Annotated in this window: 15 protein-coding genes, 1 tRNA gene and 1 pseudogene; 15 read left to right on the forward strand and 2 right to left on the reverse strand. The window is 70.0% G+C overall.

Annotation, left to right across the window (positions count from 1 at the left end; all coding sequences use genetic code 11):
- The 13 genes from LI92_RS01185 to LI92_RS01245 all read left to right on the forward strand — a co-directional run.
- The coding region (locus LI92_RS01185; RefSeq protein WP_046315053.1) for an acyl-CoA dehydrogenase family protein at positions 1-821 on the forward strand (821 nt) is incomplete at its 5' end.
- Positions 822-841: 20 nt separating this feature from the next.
- Positions 842-1,366 carry a MaoC family dehydratase gene (locus LI92_RS01190; protein ID WP_152665295.1) on the forward strand — a complete coding sequence of 175 codons (525 nt, stop codon included), beginning with the start codon at positions 842-844 and terminating at the stop codon, positions 1,364-1,366.
- Entirely contained in the window at positions 1,363-2,160 is a 798-nt protein-coding gene (locus LI92_RS01195; RefSeq protein ID WP_046315054.1) for an HpcH/HpaI aldolase/citrate lyase family protein, read from the forward strand. Before LI92_RS01190 ends, LI92_RS01195 begins: the two co-directional genes overlap by 4 nt.
- Before the next feature lie 23 nt (positions 2,161-2,183).
- Positions 2,184-3,359: an enolase C-terminal domain-like protein gene (locus tag LI92_RS01200; RefSeq protein WP_046315055.1), complete on the forward strand. Its 1,176-nt coding sequence runs from the start codon at positions 2,184-2,186 to the stop codon at positions 3,357-3,359.
- A gap of 4 nt (positions 3,360-3,363) precedes the next feature.
- Positions 3,364-4,290, forward strand: a complete 927-nt coding sequence (locus tag LI92_RS01205; protein WP_046315056.1) for a ketopantoate reductase family protein — start codon at positions 3,364-3,366, stop codon at positions 4,288-4,290.
- A 64-nt stretch (positions 4,291-4,354) separates the two neighbouring features.
- On the forward strand, positions 4,355-5,176 hold the full coding sequence (locus tag LI92_RS01210) for a class I SAM-dependent methyltransferase (RefSeq protein WP_046315057.1): 822 nt from the start codon (positions 4,355-4,357) through the stop codon (positions 5,174-5,176).
- Positions 5,177-5,263: 87 nt separating this feature from the next.
- The gene (locus LI92_RS01215; RefSeq protein ID WP_046315058.1) at positions 5,264-5,872 is read left to right on the forward strand and encodes a TetR/AcrR family transcriptional regulator; all 609 of its coding nucleotides are present in this window, start codon (positions 5,264-5,266) and stop codon (positions 5,870-5,872) included.
- The gene (locus LI92_RS01220; protein ID WP_046315059.1) at positions 5,865-6,938 is read left to right on the forward strand and encodes a DUF1214 domain-containing protein; all 1,074 of its coding nucleotides are present in this window, start codon (positions 5,865-5,867) and stop codon (positions 6,936-6,938) included. The genes LI92_RS01215 and LI92_RS01220 overlap by 8 nt, the downstream gene beginning before the upstream one ends.
- Complete coding sequence (locus LI92_RS01225; protein WP_046315060.1) at positions 6,935-8,161, forward strand: sulfotransferase family protein; 1,227 nt, start codon at positions 6,935-6,937, stop codon at positions 8,159-8,161. The genes LI92_RS01220 and LI92_RS01225 overlap by 4 nt, the downstream gene beginning before the upstream one ends.
- Positions 8,162-8,210: 49 nt before the next feature.
- The gene (locus LI92_RS01230; RefSeq protein ID WP_052740670.1) at positions 8,211-10,811 is read left to right on the forward strand and encodes a multicopper oxidase domain-containing protein; all 2,601 of its coding nucleotides are present in this window, start codon (positions 8,211-8,213) and stop codon (positions 10,809-10,811) included.
- Between the two features lie 140 nt (positions 10,812-10,951).
- Complete coding sequence (pdhA, locus tag LI92_RS01235; protein WP_046315061.1) at positions 10,952-12,049, forward strand: pyruvate dehydrogenase (acetyl-transferring) E1 component subunit alpha; 1,098 nt, start codon at positions 10,952-10,954, stop codon at positions 12,047-12,049.
- A gap of 86 nt (positions 12,050-12,135) precedes the next feature.
- Positions 12,136-13,101: an alpha-ketoacid dehydrogenase subunit beta gene (locus LI92_RS01240; protein WP_046315062.1), complete on the forward strand. Its 966-nt coding sequence runs from the start codon at positions 12,136-12,138 to the stop codon at positions 13,099-13,101.
- A complete protein-coding gene (locus LI92_RS01245) occupies positions 13,098-14,282 on the forward strand; it encodes a dihydrolipoamide acetyltransferase family protein (protein ID WP_046315063.1) in 1,185 nt (394 codons plus the stop codon). The genes LI92_RS01240 and LI92_RS01245 overlap by 4 nt, the downstream gene beginning before the upstream one ends.
- 10 nt (positions 14,283-14,292) lie before the next feature.
- On the opposite strand, the gene LI92_RS01250 is transcribed toward LI92_RS01245, so the two are convergent.
- A complete protein-coding gene (locus LI92_RS01250; RefSeq protein ID WP_046315064.1) occupies positions 14,293-15,051 on the reverse strand; it encodes an enoyl-CoA hydratase in 759 nt (252 codons plus the stop codon).
- A gap of 216 nt (positions 15,052-15,267) precedes the next feature.
- A tRNA-Arg gene (locus LI92_RS01255) sits at positions 15,268-15,341 on the reverse strand.
- Between the two features lie 267 nt (positions 15,342-15,608).
- Between LI92_RS01255 and LI92_RS01260 the strand changes: the two genes are divergently transcribed.
- Both LI92_RS01260 and LI92_RS24585 read left to right on the forward strand, forming a co-directional pair.
- A complete protein-coding gene (locus LI92_RS01260; RefSeq protein ID WP_046315065.1) occupies positions 15,609-17,057 on the forward strand; it encodes a wax ester/triacylglycerol synthase family O-acyltransferase in 1,449 nt (482 codons plus the stop codon).
- A 32-nt stretch (positions 17,058-17,089) separates the two neighbouring features.
- A pseudogene (locus LI92_RS24585) lies at positions 17,090-21,096 on the forward strand (glycerol-3-phosphate 1-O-acyltransferase).
- Positions 21,097-21,117 lie beyond the last annotated feature (21 nt).

Raw genomic sequence — 21,117 nt, forward strand, 5'->3', positions numbered from 1 at the left:
GGTTGCCGGACCTGGTGACCGGCCGTGCGCTGGCCGGGTTCGGCCTCACCGAGCCGGGCGCCGGTTCGGATGCCGGCGGCACCCGCACCACCGCCCGCCGCGACGGCGACGAGTGGGTCATCAACGGCACCAAGCAGTTCATCACCAACTCGGGAACCGACATCACCTCACTGGTGACCGTCACCGCGGTCACCGGAACCCGCCCGGACGGTAAGAAGGAGATCTCCACGATCATCGTGCCGTCCGGCACCCCGGGATTCACCGTCGAGCCGGCCTACAACAAGGTGGGCTGGAACGCCTCGGACACCCACCCGCTCACCTTCGCCGACGCCCGGGTTCCGCAGGGCAATCTGCTCGGTGAGGAGGGCCGGGGTTACGCCAACTTCCTGTCCATCCTCGACGAGGGCCGCATCGCGATCGCGGCCGTGGCGACCGGAGTGGCGCAGGGCTGCGTGGATGAGAGCGTCAAGTACGCCGGCCAGCGTGAGGCGTTCGGTCAGACCATCGGCTCCTACCAGGCGATCAGCTTCAAGATCGCCCGGATGGAGGCCCGCGCCCACGTGGCGCGCACCGCCTACTACGACGCTGCCGCGAAGATGTTGGCGGGCAAGCCGTTCAAGAAGGAAGCGGCGATCGCCAAGATGATCTCCTCGGAGGCGGCGATGGACAACGCCCGCGATGCCACCCAGATTCACGGCGGCTACGGCTTCATCAACGAATACCCGGTGGCCCGGCACTACCGGGACAGCAAGATCCTGGAGATCGGCGAGGGCACCACCGAGGTGCAGCTGATGCTCATCGCGCGGTCGCTGGGACTGTGACCACCGACCCGCGCCGCGGAATGCGCAACGGCGAGCCGAACGGAGAGGGAAGCGGTATGACGAAGACGGTCGAGCAGCGGGGCCTGTGGTTCGAGGAGTACGAGATCGGCACGGTCTACGCCCACCGGCCCGGGCGCACCATCACCGAGGCCGACAACGTGCTGTTCACCACCTTGACCATGAACACCCAGTCACTGCACCTGGATGCGGCCTGGGCGGCTCAGCAGCCGGGGTTCCGTGGTGAGCGCCTGGTGAACTCGATGTTCACCCTCTCCACGCTGGTCGGTCTGTCGGTCGCTCAGCTGACGCTGGGCACCATCGTGGCGAACCTGGGCTTCTCGGAGGTGTCGTTCCCCCGGCCGGTGTTTCACGGCGACACCCTGTACGCGGAGACGGTGTGCACCGACAAGCGGGAGTCCAACAGCCGTCCCGGTGAGGGAATCGTGACCTTGGAGCACGTCGGGCGTAACCAGAACGGCGACGTCGTCGCCCGGGCGGTACGGACCACGCTGGTGCGCAAGCGGCCTGCCGAGGACGCGCGGTGAGCACCGGACCGGCCTGGCTGTTCTGCCCGGCGGACCGGCCGGAGCGCTACGCCAAAGCGGCCGCGGTGGCCGACGTGGTGATTCTGGATCTGGAAGACGGCGTGGCCGCGGCGGATCGGCCCGCCGCACGGGAGGCGTTGCGGCGCAACCCTCTTGATCCCGAACGCACGGTGGTTCGGGTGAACCCGGCAGGCACCGCCGATCAGGCCCGTGACCTCGAGGCGCTGGCTGACACGGCCTACACCACCGTGATGCTGGCCAAGACCGAATCCGCCGCGCAGGTCGCCGCACTGGCGCCCCGCCAGGTGGTGGCCCTGATCGAGACCCCGCGCGGCGCGGTGTTCTGCGCGGAGATCGCCGCCGCCGACCAGTGCGTGGCGATGATGTGGGGAGCCGAGGATCTGGTCGCGGCCATGGGCGGCGGCTCGAGCCGCCACAGCGACGGCCGGTACCGCGATGTGGCCCGGCATGTGCGGTCCAGTGTTCTGTTGGCGGCCTCGACATTCGGCCGGACCGCCTTGGACGCCGTCTATCTGAACATCGGCGACCTGGACGGCCTGCGGGCCGAGGCGCTCGATGGCGCCGCCGTCGGATTCGCTGCTACGGTGTGCATCCACCCGAGCCAGGTCGCGGTGGTCCGGGACGCCTACCGGCCGGCCCCCGAGCGGGTCGACTGGGCGCGCCGGGTGCTCGCCGCCGCGCAGAGCGAGCGCGGGGTGTTCGCCTTCGAAGGGCAGATGGTCGACTCGCCGGTGCTGCGCCACGCCGAAGCGATCCTGCGGCGAGCGGAATGACCCACCAGGAGGACTGAGCGCGCATGCGCATCACCCAGATCGTCGAGACGTCGGTGCCGTTGCGTGGCGCGATCGCCAACGCTCTGGTGGACTTCTCCCGCCATACGGTGTCGCTGGTCGCCGTCGTCAGTGACCAGATCCGCGACGGCAGGCCGGTGACCGGTGTCGCGTTCAACTCGATCGGCCGGTTCGCCCAGGGCGGCATCCTGGCCGATCGGATGATCCCGCGGGTGCTGCGCGCGGCACCCGATGCGCTGCTCGACGACACCGGCCGGATCGATCCGGCCCGGGTGCTGCAGTGCGCCATGGCCGACGAGAAGCCCGGCGGGCACGGCGACCGGGCCGGTGCGGCGGCGGCGCTGGAACTGGCCTGCTGGGACCTCAACGCCAAGCTGGCCGACGAACCCGCCTACCGCACCATCGCCGGGTATTTCGGTCGCGACACCGCCCGTACCGCCGTACCGGTGTATGCCGCGGGCGGGTATTACTACCCGGGCGACGGCCCGCAGACCGGCCTGGAGCGGCTGCGGACCGAGATCCGCGGCTACCTCGATCTGGGCTACGACGCGGTCAAGATGAAAATCGGCGGGGCCCCGATGAGTGCGGACCTGGCGCGCCTGGAGGCCGTGATCGACATCCTCGGCGGCGGTGACCGGGTCGCGGTCGACGCCAACGGCAGATTCGACGAGGCCGCGGCGGTCCAGTGGGCCAAGGCGCTGCACCCCTATGGGCTGCGCTGGTACGAAGAGCCCGGCGACCCGCTCGACTTCGCGTTGAATGCCGCCGTCATCGCCGGCTACGACGGCGCCGTCGCCACCGGCGAGAACCTCTTCTCGGTGCGCGACGCGACCAACCTGGTCCGCTACGGGGGGATGCGGCCCGGTGTCGACATCTTCCAGATGGACGCCGGGCTCAGCTACGGGCTGACCGAGTACGCCCGGATGATCGAGGTCCTGGAGCACAACGGCTTCGACCGCCGCTGCGCCTTCCCGCACGGCGGACACCTGATCAACCTGCACATCGTGGTCGGGCTCGGCCTGGGCGGCTGCGAGTCCTACCCGGGGGTGTTCGCGCCGTTCGGCGGCTACGCGCCCGGCTGCGTCCTGGAGCGGGGCACCATCGCGCCCACCGACGCCCCGGGTTTCGGTCTGGAACAAAAGCCCGACCTGGCCGCCGTGATCGCCGACCTGGTGGGATGAGCAGATGAAGATCGCGGTCATCGGTTGCGGCGCCATGGGATCCATCTACGCGGCCAGACTGGCGGCGGCCGGCAACGACGTGCTGGCCGTGGACCGGTCCAGCGCGCACGTCGAGGCCATCGCCGCGCACGGCATGCGGGTCAGCGGCCCCCAGCCCGACCAGGTGGTGCCCATGCGCGTGGCCACCACCGCGCCCCACGAGCCGATGGATCTGGTGATTCTGGCGGTCAAGGCCGCCGACGTCGCCGCCGGGGCCGCGCAGGCACTGCCGCTGCTCGGCGAGGACACCCCGGTGCTGACCATCCAGAACGGGCTCGGCTCGGCCGACACCGTCGCCGACATCGTCGGCGCGGGCCGGGTCGCGGTCGGCATCGCCAGCGGATTCGGGGCCTCGCGGCCCGCGCCCGGGCATGTGCACCACAACGCGATGCGGGCGGTCCGTTTCGGCGCCTACGCGGGGCTGCCGCTGTCGGTCGTCGACACCATCGCCCAGGTGTGGTCGGAGGCCGGTTTCGACGCCGCCGCCGTCGCCGACATCGCCGCCATGCAGTGGGAGAAGCTGATCTGCAACGCCGCCTACAGTGCGCCGTGCGCGCTGACCGGCATGACGGTGGGGCAGGTCATGGACGACGACACCGCCATGGGGCCGGTCAGCCGGGCCACCGCAACCGAGGCCTGGACGGTGGCCCGCGCCGCCGGGATCGCCATCGACGTCGCCGACCCGGTCGCCCACGTCCGGGCCTTCGGCGCCCAGATGCCCGATGCCAAACCGTCGGCGCTGCTGGATCACCTGGCCCACCGGGTCAGCGAGATCGACGTCATCAACGGCGCCGTGGTGCGCACGGCCGCCCACGTGGGGGTGCCGGCCCCGGTGAACTCCACGCTGACCGCACTGGTCAAAGCCGTTGAACGTCAGTGGATGGCGCGGTAGCGCTGAACTGCCGCCCCTCCGCTGCGCCCCGCCCGATTCCGATGCGGCGCTAGCGTGGGGTGGTATGACGCAGGACAAGGTCCGGGTGCAGCTGCGCGGCGCGCCGCAGACCATGCTCGCGACGCTGTACGCCAAGGCCCTGGACGCTGACCGGGCCGACCCCATCCTGGGCGATCGCTACGCCAAGGCAACGGTCGAACGCATCGACTACGACTGGTCTCAGACGGCCATCACGGCGGCGCGATCCCCTTCGGTGACAACCCGTTCGGCGCACTTCGACAACTGGGCCCGCCGATTTCTGGCGGCCCACCCCGACGCGGTGGTGCTGCATGTCGGATGTGGGCTCGACGCCCGCTATTTCCGGCTGCAGCCCGGCGACGGCGTCGACTGGTATGACATCGACTATCCGGCGGTGACCGACCTGCGCCGGCAGCTGCTTCCCGCGCAGCGGCACAACCACGTGGTCGCGGCGTGCGTCACCGACCCGTCCTGGCTCACCGAAATCCCCACGGGACGTCCGACGTTGATGCTCGGCGAAGGCCTGACCATGTATCTGACCGAAGCCGACGGCGTGGCGTTGCTGCAACGGGTCGTCGAGCATGCCCCGAGCGGGGAGCTGCAGTTCGACGCCTTCAACTGGCTCGGCATCAAGTCCCAGTGGTCCAACGCGGTGGTGCGCAGATCCGGGGCGAGGCTGCACTGGGCGATCAACGGCCCCGATGACATCCTGGCCGCCGTTCCCGGGGTCCGGCTCGTGGCCTGGCAGCGCTGGTTCGAATCAGACACCTTCCACCGACTGCCGCGCGGCTACCGGGCGTTGGGTGCGGCGATGTCGCTGATTCCGGCGGTGGCGAACATGTCGCAGTACCACCGCTACGCCTTCTGAGCTGCGCAGTCAGGCGCCGCAACACCATTGACCAATTACGTTACGGCGTGTAATTGTTTTGGGTGTGCGTGTGCTACAGAGGCGACCGTGACGGCGGATTCGGTCCCGGCCGGCCGCGGACGGCCTCGCGATCCGCGCACCGAGCAGGCCATCACCGAGGCCGCCCGGCGGCTGTTGGCCCGAGACGGCTACGACCAGCTGTCCATCGAGGCGATCGCCCGCGAGGCGGCGGTCAGCCGCCCCACCATCTACCGGCGCTGGCCGTCGAAGACCCACCTGGTGTTCGACGCCGTCTTCGGCGCCGCCGAGGCCGGCGACGTGCTGACCGGCTCGGGGGACTTCGAGGCCGACCTGCGCCACTTCGTCGCCGGGGTGTTCGCGTTCTGGAACGCACCGGAGGTGGCGGCGGCGGCCCTGGGCATCTTGTCGGATCGGCACCGCGACCCGGAGTTGTTCATCCGCACCCAACAGCTGCTCGACGAAAAGACCCGTGCCGCGTTCGGCGCGCTGGTCCGCACCGGCATCGAGCAAGGCGTACTCGACGCCGACGTCGATGCCGAGATCGCCTATGACGCGGTGGTGGGCACCAGCTTCGCGCTGGCCCACGGCTTCGCCGGTGACACCGCCGATGCGCCCGATCGGCTGTGCTCGTTGCTGTTGCGGGCAATGACAACGAAGGAGAACCGGGGTGAGTGACCAAGAGTCACAACTGTCAACGGCGTTCGGCGAGCTGCTAGACGAGGTCCGTGCCGTCGAGCAGCGGCTGCTGACCGCCGATCCACCGCTGGAGGAGGCAGATCTGCTCGACGGCTACCGATGGGCGCTGAGCCTGCTGCGGGTGGCTGCGGACGCCTACATCTGGGGCGATGCCGACAAGCCCATCCTCACCGACGTGATCGGCCCCTACCTGAAATGGGGCGGCGACAATTCGGACGCCTTCTACCAGCTCGCGCCGATCGACCCGAGCCGCAGCTACCGCGTCACCGGCAACCGCGGCGACGCCGTCTACCTGTCCATGACCGTCTACGGTGGCCCCGACGACGGGCGCTACAGCGACCGCATCATCGACACCATCAACGACCGCGACCTGAACTGCGACGCCGACGGCAACTTCGACTTCGTCATCAGCTCCACCGAACAGCCGGGCAACTGGCTGAAACTGGAACCCGACGCCGTATTCATCCTCACCCGCGATTACTTCACCGAGCCGGGCACCGGTCGGCGGGTCCGCTGGCAGATCGAACCACTCGACGGCGCAGGGCGCCGTCTTGACAGTCCGGCGGATCTGAGCCGGCGAATGCGGGCGGCCCGCACCTGGATTCGTGAACAGGCCGCCATGGCCCCGGTACGGCTGCCGGCCAACGCACTGCAGGAGCCCTACCCGGTACCCAGCCGCACCGTCGGCTGGGCCGCCGGCGATGCCGCCTATGCGATGGGTGCCTACGACTTGCAGCCCGGCCAGGCGCTGCTCATCGAGGGGACGTCACCGGAGTGCGTCTTCTGGAACCTGTGCCTGTGGAATCCGTTCCTGCACACCTACGACTACACCCGCGAACGCGTCACCATCAACGGCGCTCAGGTCAGCTACGCCCCGGACGGGTCATGGCAGATCGTGATCAGCGACACCGATCCCGGGCATCCGAACTGGGTGTCGACGGCGGGCCGGTCGAAGGGGTTGATCTGGCTGCGCTGGTTTTTGCCCGAAACCACCCCTGCACCGCTGACCTGCCGGGTCATCGACGTGACGGAGGCGGCCTCGTGAGCGCGATCCGGCTCGAGGACCTTGCCTCGCCCGTCTTTCCCGAAGCCGCCGCCCCGATGCGCGAGGGCCTGGCCGGCTACGGCGCCGTGCTGCACCTGACGCCGGACGCACTGCTGCGGGCCGCGGCGGAGCGAACCGGTCTGGACAACTGGGGCGACAACGCATTCCGGGAACGCCTCGAGGTGCTCTGCGGGTCCCTGACCGACGAGGCCGAGCTGTCCGGTGTCGGCCGGGCGATGGCATTCGAACAACTGGTGGGCCATCTGGTGAACCGGCTTCGGCTGGAGGCGCTGATCGCGGCGCACCCGGAGATCGAGAACATCGACATCGAACGACCGATCATCATCTGTGGACTGCCGCGTACCGGCACCACCCACCTGCACAACCTGATCGCCGCCGACCCGGCGCTGCGCTACCTGCCCTATTGGGAGAGCATGGAACCCATTGCCGCACCCGGTGAGGGCGAGCAGGAGCGGCGGGACCGATGCGCGGTCGGGCTCGACCTGATCAACACCTCGATGCCCGAGTTCAAGCGCATGCACGACATGACCGTCGACCACGCGCACGAAGAGATCCAGCTGCTGGCCAACGACATCTCCGGAATGCTCTTCGAATGCAGCTACTATCTGCCGACTTTCGCCCAGCACTACAAGTCGCACGATCAGAGCGCGTCGTATGCGTACCTCAAACGCACCCTGCAGGCGCTGCAATGGCTGCGCGGCGGAACGCGCTGGGTGCTCAAATCGCCACAGCACCTGGAGCAGTTCCCGGCGCTGTATGCGACCTTCCCCGACGCGACCTTCGTTGTCACCCACCGGGACCCGGTCGAGGTGACCCGATCGATGGCCACCATGATCAGCTACGCCGCGCGGATGGGCTGCGACCGCCCCGACCCGGTCAAGATCTCCAAATACTGGCTGGACCGCGCCGATGACCTGCTGAGCGGGTGCTTGCGCGACCGTGACGTGCTACCGGCGGACCAGTCCGTGGACGTGCGATTCGACGACTTCATGGCCGATGAGGACGGCACCGTCGCCCGCATCTACGAACTGGCCGGTCAGCCCCTCGACACCCGGGCCCGCGCGGCGATGAAGCAGTTCTGCGTCGAGCACCCGCGCGGACGCCACGGCACCGTGGACTACCGGCCCGCTGATCTGGGGCTCGACGACGGCGAGGTGGCAAACCGCCTGCGCGACTACCACAACCGCTTCGTCGCCAACTGATGCCTTAGGGCACTTACGGGCGGGCGGAATCCCGCCGTAACCTGACGCCATGACCCAGTTGGGGCCGCCTCCGGTGCCGGTTGTCGCAGGTCACCGCCGGGGTGGCCCACGGGGTCCGGTATTCCTCGGCGCCAACCTGGCGGTGCTGAGCTGGCTGGCCGTCGCCGTGGTGCTGCTGATCGCGCACCGGGTCCTGGCGCAACCGATGTGGCTGCCGGTGCACGCCCTGCTGCTCGGCGCCGCCAGCACGGCGATCGTGACCTGGTCGGGGCACTTCACCACCACGCTGTGCCGGGTGCCCGATCCGCCGCAGTGGCGCCTGGTGGCCAAGCTGGGCGTGCTCAACATCGCGGCGATCGCCAGCGTGCTCGGCGTCATCACCGGCGCCGAGTTCCTGACCGGGATCGGCGGTGCAGGCGTCGCCCTGCTCGCGGTTGCCCACGGCGGCGAGTTGCTCGCGATGAAGAGATCCGCACTGTCGGCGCGCTTCGACTACCTGGTGGGCTTCTACGTGGCCGCCGCGGCGGCCCTGCTGGCCGGTTCGGCGGCGGGTGCTGCGATGGCCTTCGGCATCCCCCGTTGGTATGAGTCACTGTGGATCACCCACGTGCATGTGATGCTCTACGGCTGGATCGGCCTGACGGTGCTGGGAACACTGTTCACCCTGTGGCCCACCACGATCCGGGAGAAGATCAGCGAGCGTAACGCCGCGATGGCGCGGCGCGCCCTGCCGACACTGGCGGCCGCCCTGATCGTCGTTGCGGCCGGGCTGCTCGGCGGCAGCCCGATGCTGACCGCCACCGGGCTGCTCGGCTATGCGGCCGGAGTCGTGCTGTGCATCGCCGGGCTGTGGCCGGGCCGCGGCTTCACCGGGCCCGCGGCGTGGATGCTGGCCGGCGCGACGGCCTGGCTCGGTGTCGCCGCGGTGATCGAGGCGGGCGTGCTGATCGCAGGCCGGTCGCTGGACCTGCTGCCCGGCTTCGTGGAGAGCCCCCTGCTGCCGATGCTGGCGGTCGGATTCGTCGCCCAGATCCTGTTGGGCGCGTTGAGCCAGCTGCTGCCGATCCTGGTGGCCCACGGCCCGACGATCCGTAAAGCGGTGATGGGCTACCTGGACCAGGGCTGGCAGGTGCGGGTTTGCGCGATCAACCTCGCCGTACCGCTGGTCGCCGGGCCGTGGCCGGCGCCGCTGCCGCTGATCGGCTGGGTGCTGGCCGCGGTCGCGGTCGCCGGCTTCGTCCTGCTGGCACTGCGGCTCGCGCTGCCCGTGGCGCTGCGCGGTCCGCTGGACGCCGACGCGATCCCGCCGCACCCGCGCGCCGTCACGGGGCTGGTTGCCGGGGCCGCCGCGGCTGCGCTCGCGGTCGCGCTGGCATGGGGAACGGGCGCCCCGGCGCCCCCGGCGGCCGCCGGTGTCGTCGGTGCGGCACGCACAGTCGAGCTCCGGCTCGACAACATGCGGTTCTCCCCGGACGTGATCGACGTCCCGGCCGGGGATCGCCTGGTGCTGCGGGTCACCAACGACGACGGGCTGCCGCACGACGTGCACGTCGACACCGGCGAGCGCACCCCCCGGCTCAGCCGCGGTCAGACCGCTGTCCTGGATCTCGGCGCGGTGCACCGGGACCGGGACGTCTGGTGCGATGTGCCCGGCCACCGGTCCGCCGGGATGACGATGCGGATCCACGCCGTCGGCGCCGCCCCGCGGCATCAGCACCCCGATGCCGGATCGCCCGCTGCCCCCGACATGATGGCCCCGGCGCCCACGCCCCTGGACCTGGCCGCCGACCCGTCGCCGGGGTGGGCACCGTATGACGCGGCGCTGGCCGCTGCGACCCCGGGTGTGCATCGCGTGGAATTGCGCGCCGTGGACCGCGAACTGGAGATCGCGCCCGGCCGCCGCGAGATCCGCTGGACCTTCGCGGGCACGGAGCCCGCACCCACCCTGCGCGGCCGGGTCGGCGACACCTTTGAGATCACCGTGATCAACGACGCGCAGATGGGCCACGGAATCGACTTTCACGCCGGCGCGCTGGCCCCCGATCAGCCGATGCGCACCCTGGCGCCGGGGGAGCGGCTGGTGTACCGGTTCACGGCGCACCGGGCCGGTGCCTGGCTGTACCACTGCAGCACCCCGCCGATGTCCCTGCACATGGCCAACGGCATGTACGGAGCGGTGATCATCGACCCGCCGGGGTTGCCCGCGGTGGACCGGGAATACGTGCTGGTGGGTGCGCAACTCTATGCCGGCGCACCGGATTCCGGCACCAAGCCCGCCGCGATCCGCGCCGGCCGGCCGGACGGCTGGATGTTCAACGGCACCGCGGGCCAGTACCTGCACGCCCCGCTGCGGGCGCGTACCGGCGAGCGGGTGCGCATCTGGGTGGTCAACGCCGGGCCCGGAGATGCGATCGCGTTCCACGTCGTCGGTTCGCAGTTCGACACCGTCTACAAGGAGGGCGCCTGGCTGCTGCGGCATGAACCCTCCGGTTCGGCCCCGGCGGGGGGTGCGCAGGTCTTGGACCTGGCACCGGCCCAGGGCGGCTTCGTCGAGCTCAGCTTCGGCGAACCGGGTCACTATCCGTTCATGGACCACGACATGCGGCATGCCGAGAACGGGGCCCACGGCATCGTCGAGGTCTCCGGCTAGCGAAGGTCGACACCCTTTTCGACCCTTTTCGCCGCTGTCCACGGGGATGCGGGCCGACACGCGCACCGCCGAGCACCGCGGCCGCAGGGCCAGCGGCGTGAGCGCTGGCATAATGAGATCAGCGTCACAAGGAGGCTCGCATGGGCCAGCTGCCAGGGATTACCGGTCCGCAGGTCGCCCTGGAACCTGTGCAGCTGATCGGGCAGGACGGCGCGCCCACCGGCGAGCGTCGCTACAGCCCAGAACTGCCCGAGACGACGCTGGCCCGGCTCTACGAGCTGATGATGCTGACCCGTGCGATCGACACCGAGCTGGTCAATCTGCAACGCCAGGGCGAGCTGGGGCTCTACGCGTCGTGTCGCGGCCAGGAGGCGGCCCAAGTCGGCGCGGTCGCCTGCCTGCGCGACACCGACTGGCTGTTTCCGCAGTACCGGGAGCTGGGAGTCTTCCTCACCCGGGGAATCCCGCCATGGCATGTCGCGGCCTCCTGGCGTGGAACCTGGAACGGCGGACTGGATTTCACCGCGAAACGCTGCGCCCCGATCGCGGTGCCGATCGGCACCCAGGCGCCGCACGCGGTGGGCGCGGCGATGGCCGCCCGACTGCTGCACGAGGACTCGGTCACCGTCGCCTTCGCCGGCGACGGTGCCACCAGCGAAGGAGACATGCACGAGGCACTGAACTTCGCCGCGGTGTTCGCCGCCCCGTGCGTGTTCTACGTGCAGAACAACCAGTGGGCGATCTCCGTGCCGCTGCGCAAGCAGACCGCCGCCACGTCCCTGGCGCACAAGGCGATCGGGTACGGCATGCCGGGCATCCGGGTCGACGGAAACGATCCGCTGGCCTGCTATGCGGTGATGGCGCAGGCAGCCCAACGAGCGCGCAACGGTGACGGACCGACCCTCATCGAGGCCGTCACCTACCGGCTGGGCCCGCACACCACCTCAGACGATCCGACGCGTTACCGCAGCACCGCCGAACTCGACCAGTGGACGGCGCTCGACCCGCTCCCGCGCTATCGCAGCTACCTGCGCAATATCGGCGTGTGGTCGCAGCGCCTGCAGGATCGGGTTGAGGACACCGCCGAGCGCGCGCGCACCGAACTGCGCGAGGCCACCGTCGGCGCCCCCGACGCCGACATCGACGAGGTGTTCACCGCCGTCTACGCCGAGATCACCCCAGACCTGCGGCAGCAGCGCGCGGCGCTGCGCGCCGAGTTGGACAGGGGGCGCCAGTGACCCGGATTCTCGAACCCGCTTCGCGGGCCGCTACCGGGTCCGCCGCAAGCCACCCGGAGCGGCCCGCACCTACCGGCGAGCTGACCATGGTGGCCGCGCTCAACCGGGCACTGCGCGACGCGATGGACGCCGACCCCAAGGTCCTGGTCTTCGGCACCGATGTCGGCGTGCAGGGCGGGGTGTTCCGGGTGACCGAAGGGCTGACCGAAACCTTCGGGGAGCAACGGTGTTTCGATACACCGCTGGCTGAGTCGGCGGGGATCGGCATCGCCATCGGGCTGGCCATCCGCGGATTCGTCCCCGTCCCGGAGATTCAGTTCGACGGATTCAGCTACCCGGCGCTGGATCAGGTGGTCAGTCACCTGGCCAAGTACCGGACCCGGACCCGCGGTGCACTGTCGATGCCGGTCACCGTTCGCATCCCGTCCTTCGGGGGAATCGGCGCGGCCGAGCACCATTCGGAATCCACCGAAACCTATTGGGCGCACACCGCCGGCCTCAAGGTGGTGGTGCCGTCCGACCCCTCCGACGCCTATTGGCTGCTGCGCCATGCCATCGCCGCGCCCGACCCGGTGATGTTTCTGGAGCCGAAGCGGCGGTACTGGGCTCGGGGCCCGGTCGACACCGCGCACCCGGCGCCGGGCATCGGCAGCGCCGCGGTGCGCCGGCCCGGCGCTGACGTCACGGTGCTCACCTACGGCGGTGGGGTGGCCACCGCGCTGTCGGCGGCCGATATCGCGGCGCACCACCAGGGGTGGAGCCTGGAGGTGGTCGACCTGCGCTGCCTGGCCCCGCTGGACTTCGACACCGTCGCGGCGTCGGTGCGGCGCACCGGGCGATGCGTGGTGCTGCACGAGGGGCCGCGCAGCCTCGGTTACGGTGCCGAGCTGGCCGCGCGCCTGCAGCAGGAGCTGTTCTACGAGTTGGAGGCACCGGTGTTGCGTGCCACCGGTTTTGACACTCCGTATCCGCCGGCCCGGCTGGAGCGCCTGTGGCTGCCCGGCCCCGACCGCCTCCTGGACTGCGTCCAGCAGGTCCTGGAGGCGCCATGAAACCTGACACGGTCGCGACCTTCACCGTGCCCGACCTCGGCGAGGGGCTCGAAGAGGTGACGGTGACCAGCTGGAACGTCGCAGTCGGCGAGGTGATCGAACTCAACCAGACCTTGTGCTCGGTGGAGACGGCCAAAGCCGAAGTGGAGATCCCCAGCCCGTATGCCGGCCGGGTCGTGGAACTCGGCGGTGCGGTCGGCGACATGCTGGCGGTCGGGGCACCGCTGGTGCGCATCGACACCGGCGCGGCGGCCCCGCAGCCCGCGCCCGCCGGCCGAACCCCGGTGCTGGTCGGCTACGGCGCCGACGACACCTTCGACACCAGTACCCGCGCCTGCACCTCCACGACCGGGCGGCCCAAGGCCAAACCGGGTGCCCGCAAGCTGGCCGCCGAGTTGGGCGTCGACCTCAGCGCGGTACCGCCCGGCCCGGGCGGCGTGATCACCGCCGACGGTGTGCGCGCCGCCGTCGGGCAGTCGGCACTCGAGGACGAACTTCGTTCACCGAGCCCGGTACAGGCGGCCATGGCCGAGCGGATGGCCCTGTCGCGCAGCACGATTCCCGACGCACATGCCCGCGTGCACGTGGATGCCGCCAACCTGCTGGCGTTACGGGATCGGCTTGCCGCCGCGGGCGGCGCCGAGATCACCCCGTTCGTGTTGATCCTGCGCCTGCTGATCGTCGCTTTGACCCGCCACCCGGTACTCAACGCGACCTGGGTGCAAGCGCCCGACGGCCCAAAGATCCGCACGCACCGCGCGGTGCACCTGGGCTTCGGGGTGGCCACCGACCGCGGACTGCTGGTCCCGGTGATCTTCGACGCGCACCGCAAGACCACGCGCGAGCTCGCCGCCGAGGTGGCCCGGCTGATCGCCGGGGCCCGGGCCGGCACGCTGCGGCCGGCCGAACTGCAGGGGGCGACGTTCACGGTGTCCAACTTCGGCGCGCTCGGCCTCGACGACGGGGTTCCGGTGATCAACTACCCCGAAGCCGCCGTCGTGGGAATCGGTGCGGTGAAACCGCGGCCGGTCGCGGTCGGCGACAGTGTCGCCGTGCGGCCGCAGCTGAGCGTGACATGCGCGTTTGACCATCGGATCGCCGACGGCGCGCAGGCCGCCCAATTGCTCTGTGCGCTGCGCGATCTGATCGAGCAGCCCGAGATCGCGCTGCTGGACCTCTAGGCGGGCGCGGCTACCTGCGCCGGGCCGCTGCCAACCGCGCGGCGAACTCCGGGGACTCCACGGTGGCCGCCTGGGGGCCGAGCTCGGACTTCTTGGCGAACTCGTGCTGCTCGCCTTCGACGGCACCGGGGCTGGCGGTGGCCCGCATGGTGGCCTTGGTCGCCAGGACCACCTGCCGGGGCGCCGAGGCGGGCCCAGCGGCCAGCGCCAAAGCGGCGGCCACCGGGTCGTCGTCGAGCTGCAGGGCCAAGCCGTGGCGCACCGCGGCCTGGGCGTCGAACCGCATGCCGAACAACAACGCGGCCCGGGCCACCTGGGGGCCCACCGCGCGATGCAGCATCCAGGTCGCGCCGCCGCCGGGATGCAGACCCAATTGCTGGAAGCGGGTGTCGAACACCGCCGCGGGTCCGGCGATGCGGACGTCGGCGGCCAGCGCCAGGTTCAGGCCCGCTCCCACAGCGGCGCCGTTGACCGCGGCGATTGTGGGCAGCGTGCACTGGGCGACCGCCATGAAACCGTCGTAGAGCGCCAACAGCCCGTCCTCGGTCGCCGCACCCAGGGCCGACAGGTCGGCTCCGGCGCAGAACGCCCGCCCTGCCCCGGTGACCACCACGGCATGGACCCCGGAGTCGGCTTCGGCCCGCTCGACGGCGGCCCGCAGCTGCGCTGACATGGCGCCGGTGACGGCGTTACGCCGGTCCGGATCGTTGACCGTGATCAGCGCCACGCGGTCGGCGACGCTGTATAAGACGAGGTCGGGGCGGGTCATGGGCCGATACGGTGGTCGCGCCGGATCAGGGGATGAGCGCGACGACCACTGCGGACAGCGCCACCAGTCCGATCATGAAGAAGGTGAAGAGCATGATCGTACGTTCGTGGCTCATTGGCCTGCCTTTCCAGATCGCGGCGACTTCGGGGGTATTTTCGCCGTTGGGTGACACCATGTCATGTCGTTCGGACTTCTGGTGCTTCACCCCGGCCTACGCGCCCCCGGCAGGACTCGAACCTGCGACCACAAGATTAGAAGTCATGTGCTCTATCCACCTGAGCTACGGAGGCAATACCGGCCCAGTTTATCCGCTGGTCACCGGGGCTTGGAGCCGGCCGAGCGCGCCGCGGGGCTGCGCTGCCAATTGAACCGGCCAACACGGTATTTGGATCGGACGGCGAGGCTGCGGATCTGCGCCAATCGGCACCCGTCGCCGTCAGCCGGCATTTAGCGTTGAATAGTGCCCGTGACGTGTGTGAATCAGCAGGAGTGTGCGGTGACGGCCGCCTCGGTTTGTCGAGCAGGGCGGCGCGGAGCGTCGGAGGGGGTGGCGCGGCGTGGGTGAGCGCGTCGACGCCGCGGGCCTGCCCACCGAACTCGGGCCGCTGGACTACCTGCTGCACCGCGGTGAGGCCAACCCGCGCACCCGCTCGGGGATCATGGGCGTGGAGCTGCTCGACACCACCCCGGACTGGGATCGGTTCCGGAACCTGTTCGAAAGCGTCTCCCGCACAGTCCTGCGACTGCGCCAGAAGGTGGTGGTGCCCACCCTGCCGACCGCTGCCCCGCGCTGGGTGGTGGATCCGGATTTCAACCTCGACTATCACGTCCGGCGGCTCCGGGTGCCCGAGCCCGACGGCTTACGTCAGGTGCTCGACATGGCCGAGGTGTCGTTGCAGTCACCGATGGACCTCCAGCGCCCGCTGTGGTCGGCCACGCTGGTGGAAGGTCTGACCGGCGGCCGGGCCGCGACCATCATGCATCTGAGCCACGCGGTCACCGACGGTGTCGGGGGTGCCGCGATGTTCGGCAGGATCTATGACCTGGAACGCAATCCGCCGGCCCGGCCGATGCCGCCGCAGCCGGTTCCGGAAGATCTGTCGGCCAACGACCTGATGCGTGACGGCATCACCCATCTGCCGCTGTCGCTGCTCGGCGGCACCCGCGACGCGCTGGCGGGGGCGCTGTCGATGGCCACCCGCACGGTGCGCGACCCGTTGTCGGCGGTCACCGGCGCCATCTCCTACGCCCGTTCCGGAGCGCGCGTGGTGCGGCAGGCGGCCGAACCCTCCCCGCTGCTGCGCCGGCGCAGTCTGGGCAGCCGGACCGAGGCCATCGACATGCGTCTGGCCGACCTGCATCGCGCGGCCAAGGCCGGCGGCGGGTCCATCAACGACGCGTATCTGGCAGCGCTGTCGGGTGCGCTGGGCAGATACCACCGGGCGCTGGGGGTGCCGATCGCCGCCTTGCCGATGGCGATCCCGGTGAACCTGCGCGCCGAGGAGGACCCAGCCGGGGGCAATCGGTTCACCGGGGTGAACTTGGCCGCCCCGATCGGGGTTGCCGACCCGGTCGAGCGGATCAAACGGGTCCGGGCCCAGATGATCGAACGTCGTGACGAGCCGGCGATGGGCATCCTGGACTCCATCGCGCCGCTGATCAGCGCCTTTCCTGACCCGGTGCTGGAAAGGATGTCCGAGTCGGTGGTCAACGCCGATGTGCAGGCCAGCAATGTGGCGTTCTATCCCGGCGAGACCTATATCGCGGGGGCAAAGGTGCTGCGGCACTACGGAATTGGTCCGTTGCCGGGTATCGCGATGATGGTGGTGCTGATCTCGCGCGGCGGCGAGTGCACGGTTACGGTCCGCTATGACCGCGCCGCGGTCCGCGACGAGAAGTTGTTCGCCGCCTGCCTGGTGCAGGGCTTCGACGAGGTGCTGGCGCTGGCCGGCGACCCGGCGCCGCACTGTGTTCCGGCGTCATTCGAGCTGGGCGGCCAGGCATGAGCGACAGTGCGAAGTCCCGGCCGCCGCGCGACATGCGGCTGCCCGGCTCGGTGGCTGAGATAGCCGCCAGTCCGCCGGGCCCCAAGATCGGGGCGTTCTTCGACCTCGACGGCACCCTGGTGGCCGGCTTCACCGCCGTGATCCTCACCAGGGAGCGGGTGCGCAGCCGCGACATGGGGCTGGGGGAGTTGTTCGGCATGATCCAGGCCGGGCTCAACCACCAGCTCGGCCGTATCGAGTTCGAGCAACTCATCACCACGGCGTCGGCGGCGCTGCGCGGGCGCTCGATCAGCGACCTCGACGAAATCGGCGAGCGGCTGTTCGTCCAGAAGATCGCCAAGCGCATCTATCCCGAGATGCGCGAACTGGTGCGGGCCCACCTCGCGCGCGGGCACACGGTGGTGTTGAGTTCGTCGGCGCTGACCATTCAGGTGCAACCGGTGGCCCGTTTCCTGGGCATCACCAACACCCTCACGAACGAGTTCGTGACCGACGAGAACGGCGTGCTCACCGGCGAAGTGGTCAGGCCGATCCTGTGGGGACCCGGCAAAGCCGCGGCGGTACAGAAGTTCGCCGCCGAGCACGACATCGACCTGCAGGACAGTTACTTCTATGCCGACGGGGACGAGGACGTCGCGCTGATGCACCTGGTCGGAAATCCCCGGCCCACCAACCCCGAGGGCAAGATGGCCGCCGTCGCCCGCAAGCGGGGCTGGCCGATCCTGCGGTTCAGCAGCCGCGGCAGCGGCGTGGTGGGCCGGCTGCGCAATCTCGCCGGGATCGGTTCGATCCTCCCGGTGGGGGCGGGGGCGGTCGGGCTGGGTCTGCTCAGTGGCAGCCGCCGCCGGGGCGTCAACTTCTTCACCACCGTGTTCCCGCAGGTGCTGTTGGGCCTCAACGGCGTGCAGCTCAACGTCATCGGCAAGGAGAACCTCACCGCCCAGCGGCCGGCGGTGTTCATCTTCAACCACCGCAATCAGGTCGATCCGGTGATCACCGCCGCACTGGTCCGCGACAACTGGATCAGCGTCGGCAAGCGGGAACTGGAGAAGGACCCGATCGCCGGACCGCTGGGCAAGCTGACCGAGATGGTGTTCATCGACCGCGACGACGCGGCGGCGGCCGTGGAGTCGTTGCATCAGGTCGAGGAGCGCGCCAAGCGTGGTCTGTCGGTGATGATCGCCCCCGAGGGAACCCGGGTCGACACCACCGGGGTGGGTCCGTTCAAGAAGGGGCCGTTCCGGCTGGCGATGGCGGCCGGGCTCCCGATCGTGCCGATCGTCATCCGCAACGCCGAGGTGGTCGCGGCCCGGGACTCGATGAGTGCCCACCCGGGCACCGTCGACGTCGCGGTGTTCCCGCCGATCTCCGTCGCGGACTGGACCCTCGACACGCTGCCCGAGCGGATCGCCGAGGTTCGCCAGCTGTATCTGGACACCCTCGCGCACTGGCCGGACGACGGGCTGCCGCCGGCCCCCGAACCGTCGGCGCCCACCGCGCCCGCGAAGAAGGCGCCCGCGAAGAAGGCGCCCGCGAAGAAGGCGCCCGCGAAGAAGGCGCCGGCCAAGAAGGCCGCCGCGAAGAAGGTGCCGGCCAAGAAGGCCGCCGCCAAGAAAGCGCCGGCCAAGAAGGCACCCGCCAAGGAAGCACCCGATAACCAGCCGCCGACTCCGAAGGGGGACCTGTGACGACATCGCCGGCCACGCCGCCCCCGGAGTCGGCGAGCGCCGACACGCTGGTCCTGGCATACGTGTCGTCGCCGGTGGAGGCCGATCTCATCCACGAGTGGCTGGAACGCTACCGCGACGGCCGGCCCGGCGTCCGCGTCGAACTTTTGGAGCTCGACCCCGCACAGCGCTCCGGCGGGGCCATGGCCCGGCTGGTCGGGCACCTTCAACATGACGAACGGCGGTCGATCCTGCCGGTGCGGGTGTTCTGGATGCCACGTGCCGAAGCCTCCGCCCTCAAGCGGGTGGCCGCGTTGCTGCCCGGCCGCAATCCCTACCGGCCCAGCGAACGCCAACAGCGGCAGATCCTGCGCACCGAGGCGTCGCTGGCCCGGGTGGTCGTCGGTGAACCCGCCAGCGTCGCCGAGCTGCGCAGCCAGTGGGCCGAGCACACCGTCGGTGAGCATCCCCGCGACTTCGCGCACTTCGTCACCCGCCGTGCGAAGCTGGCCCTGGCGCGCGCCGAGAACCGGATCCTGGGGCCGCAATACAAGTCGCCGCGACTGGTCAAACCCGAGATTTTGGCGTCCGCGCGCTTCCGGGAGGGTTTGGAGGCCATACCCGGCGCCAGCCTCGATGAGGCCGGCAAGATGCTCGATGAGCTCTCCACCGGGTGGAGCCGGGTGTCGGTGGACCTGGTCGCGGTGCTGACCCGGCTGCTCAGCCGCGGTTTCGACCCGCAGATCGACTACGACGAGTATCAGGTGGCGGCGCTGCGGACCGCGCTGGAGAACCACCCCGCGGTGCTGCTGTTCTCCCACCGGTCCTACATCGACGGGGCGGTCATGCCGGTTGCCATGCAGGAGAACCGACTGCCGCCCGTCCACGTCTTTGCCGGCATCAACCTGTCGTTCGGCCTGATGGGGCCGTTGCTGCGCCGCGCCGGGGTGATCTTCATCCGGCGCAATATTGGCAACAACCCGCTCTACAAGTACGTGCTCAAGGAGTACGTCGGCTACGTCATGGAGAAACGGTTCAACCTGAGCTGGTCCATCGAGGGAACCCGGTCGCGCACCGGCAAGATGCTGCCCCCCAAGCTCGGGCTGATGACCTACGTGGCCGACGCTTACCTGGACGAGCGCACCGAGGACGTGCTGCTGCAGGGCGTGTCGATCAGCTTCGACCAGCTGCACGAGACCGACGAGTACGCCGCCTACGCCCGCGGCGGGGAGAAGACCCCGGAGGGCGTGCGCTGGCTCTACCGGTTCATCAAGGCACAGGGCGAACGCAACTACGGCAAGATCCACGTGCGGTTCCCCGAGGCCGTATCGATGCGCCAGTACCTCGGCGCCCCCGACAGTGCCGCGGCCACCGATCCCGACGCCAAGCGGCTGGCCATGCAGAAGATGGCGATCGAGGTGGCCTGGCGGATCCAGCGCGTCACCCCGATCAGCGCCACCGGCCTGGTGTCGGCCCTGCTGCTGACCACGCACGGGCTGGCGCTGACGCTGGACCAGATCCACCATTCGCTGCAGGCCGGGCTGGACTACCTGGAACGCAAGCAGACCCCGATCTCCACCAGTGCGTTGCGGTTGCGCAGCCGCGACGGGGTGCGCGCGGCCGTCGACGCGATGTCCAACGGGCATCCGGTCACCCGCGTCGACGGTGGACGTGAGTCGGTGTGGCGGATCGCGCCGGAAGACGAACACGCGGCATCGTTCTACCGCAACTCGGTGATCCACGCCTTCCTGGAGACCTCGATCGTCGAGCTGGCCCTGGCCCACGCCGGCAGCAGCGACGGCGACCGGCTGGACGCGTTCTGGACCCAGGCGATGCGGCTGCGGGACCTGCTCAAGTTCGACTTCTACTTCGCCGATTCGGCGGCGTTCCGGGAGAACCTCGCCGAGGAGATGTCGTGGTTCGGCGACTGGCAGACCCGCGTCGCCGCCGGCAGCGCCGAGATCGACAAGATCCTGTCCGAGAAGACCCCGGTGACCTCCGACGTGATGTTGCGGGTGTTCTTCGAGTCCTACGCGATCATCGCCGACGTGCTGTGCGACGCACCGGCCGACGTCGGTGAGAACGAGCTGATCCAGATGGCATTGGGCGTCGGCCGCCAGTATGTGGCGCAGGGGCGCGTGCGCAGCAGCGAGTCCGTGTCCACGCTGCTGTTCGCCACCGCCTGCCAGGTGGTCGCCGATCAGGGTCTGTTGGAGCCCGCGCCGGACCTGGCCGACCGCCGCAGGGCGTTCCGGGCCGAGCTGCGCCAGATCCTGCACGACTCCGACCGCATCGCCGACATCGCCCGGGATGCGTTTGCCGCCCGGGACATGGAGGTGCGGCGGCATTGGCGGGGAGTCGGCGGAGGCTGAGCAGGTAGCCGCCGGTGCCGC

The sequence above is a fragment of the Mycobacterium sp. UM_Kg1 genome, assembly GCF_000972925.1.
GTDB lineage: Bacteria > Actinomycetota > Actinomycetes > Mycobacteriales > Mycobacteriaceae > Mycobacterium > Mycobacterium hiberniae.

Coding starts and splice junctions, on each gene's coding strand:
- LI92_RS01190 (WP_152665295.1), top strand. CDS start 842: ATGCGCAACGGCGAGCCGAACGGAGAGGGAAGCGGTATGACGAAGACG.
- LI92_RS01200 (WP_046315055.1), top strand. CDS start 2,184: ATGCGCATCACCCAGATCGTCGAGACGTCGGTGCCGTTGCGTGGCGCG.
- LI92_RS01205 (WP_046315056.1), top strand. CDS start 3,364: ATGAAGATCGCGGTCATCGGTTGCGGCGCCATGGGATCCATCTACGCG.
- LI92_RS01210 (WP_046315057.1), top strand. CDS start 4,355: ATGACGCAGGACAAGGTCCGGGTGCAGCTGCGCGGCGCGCCGCAGACC.
- LI92_RS01230 (WP_052740670.1), top strand. CDS start 8,211: ATGACCCAGTTGGGGCCGCCTCCGGTGCCGGTTGTCGCAGGTCACCGC.
- pdhA (WP_046315061.1), top strand. CDS start 10,952: ATGGGCCAGCTGCCAGGGATTACCGGTCCGCAGGTCGCCCTGGAACCT.
- LI92_RS01240 (WP_046315062.1), top strand. CDS start 12,136: ATGGTGGCCGCGCTCAACCGGGCACTGCGCGACGCGATGGACGCCGAC.
- LI92_RS01245 (WP_046315063.1), top strand. CDS start 13,098: ATGAAACCTGACACGGTCGCGACCTTCACCGTGCCCGACCTCGGCGAG.
- LI92_RS01250 (WP_046315064.1), bottom strand. CDS start 15,051: ATGACCCGCCCCGACCTCGTCTTATACAGCGTCGCCGACCGCGTGGCG.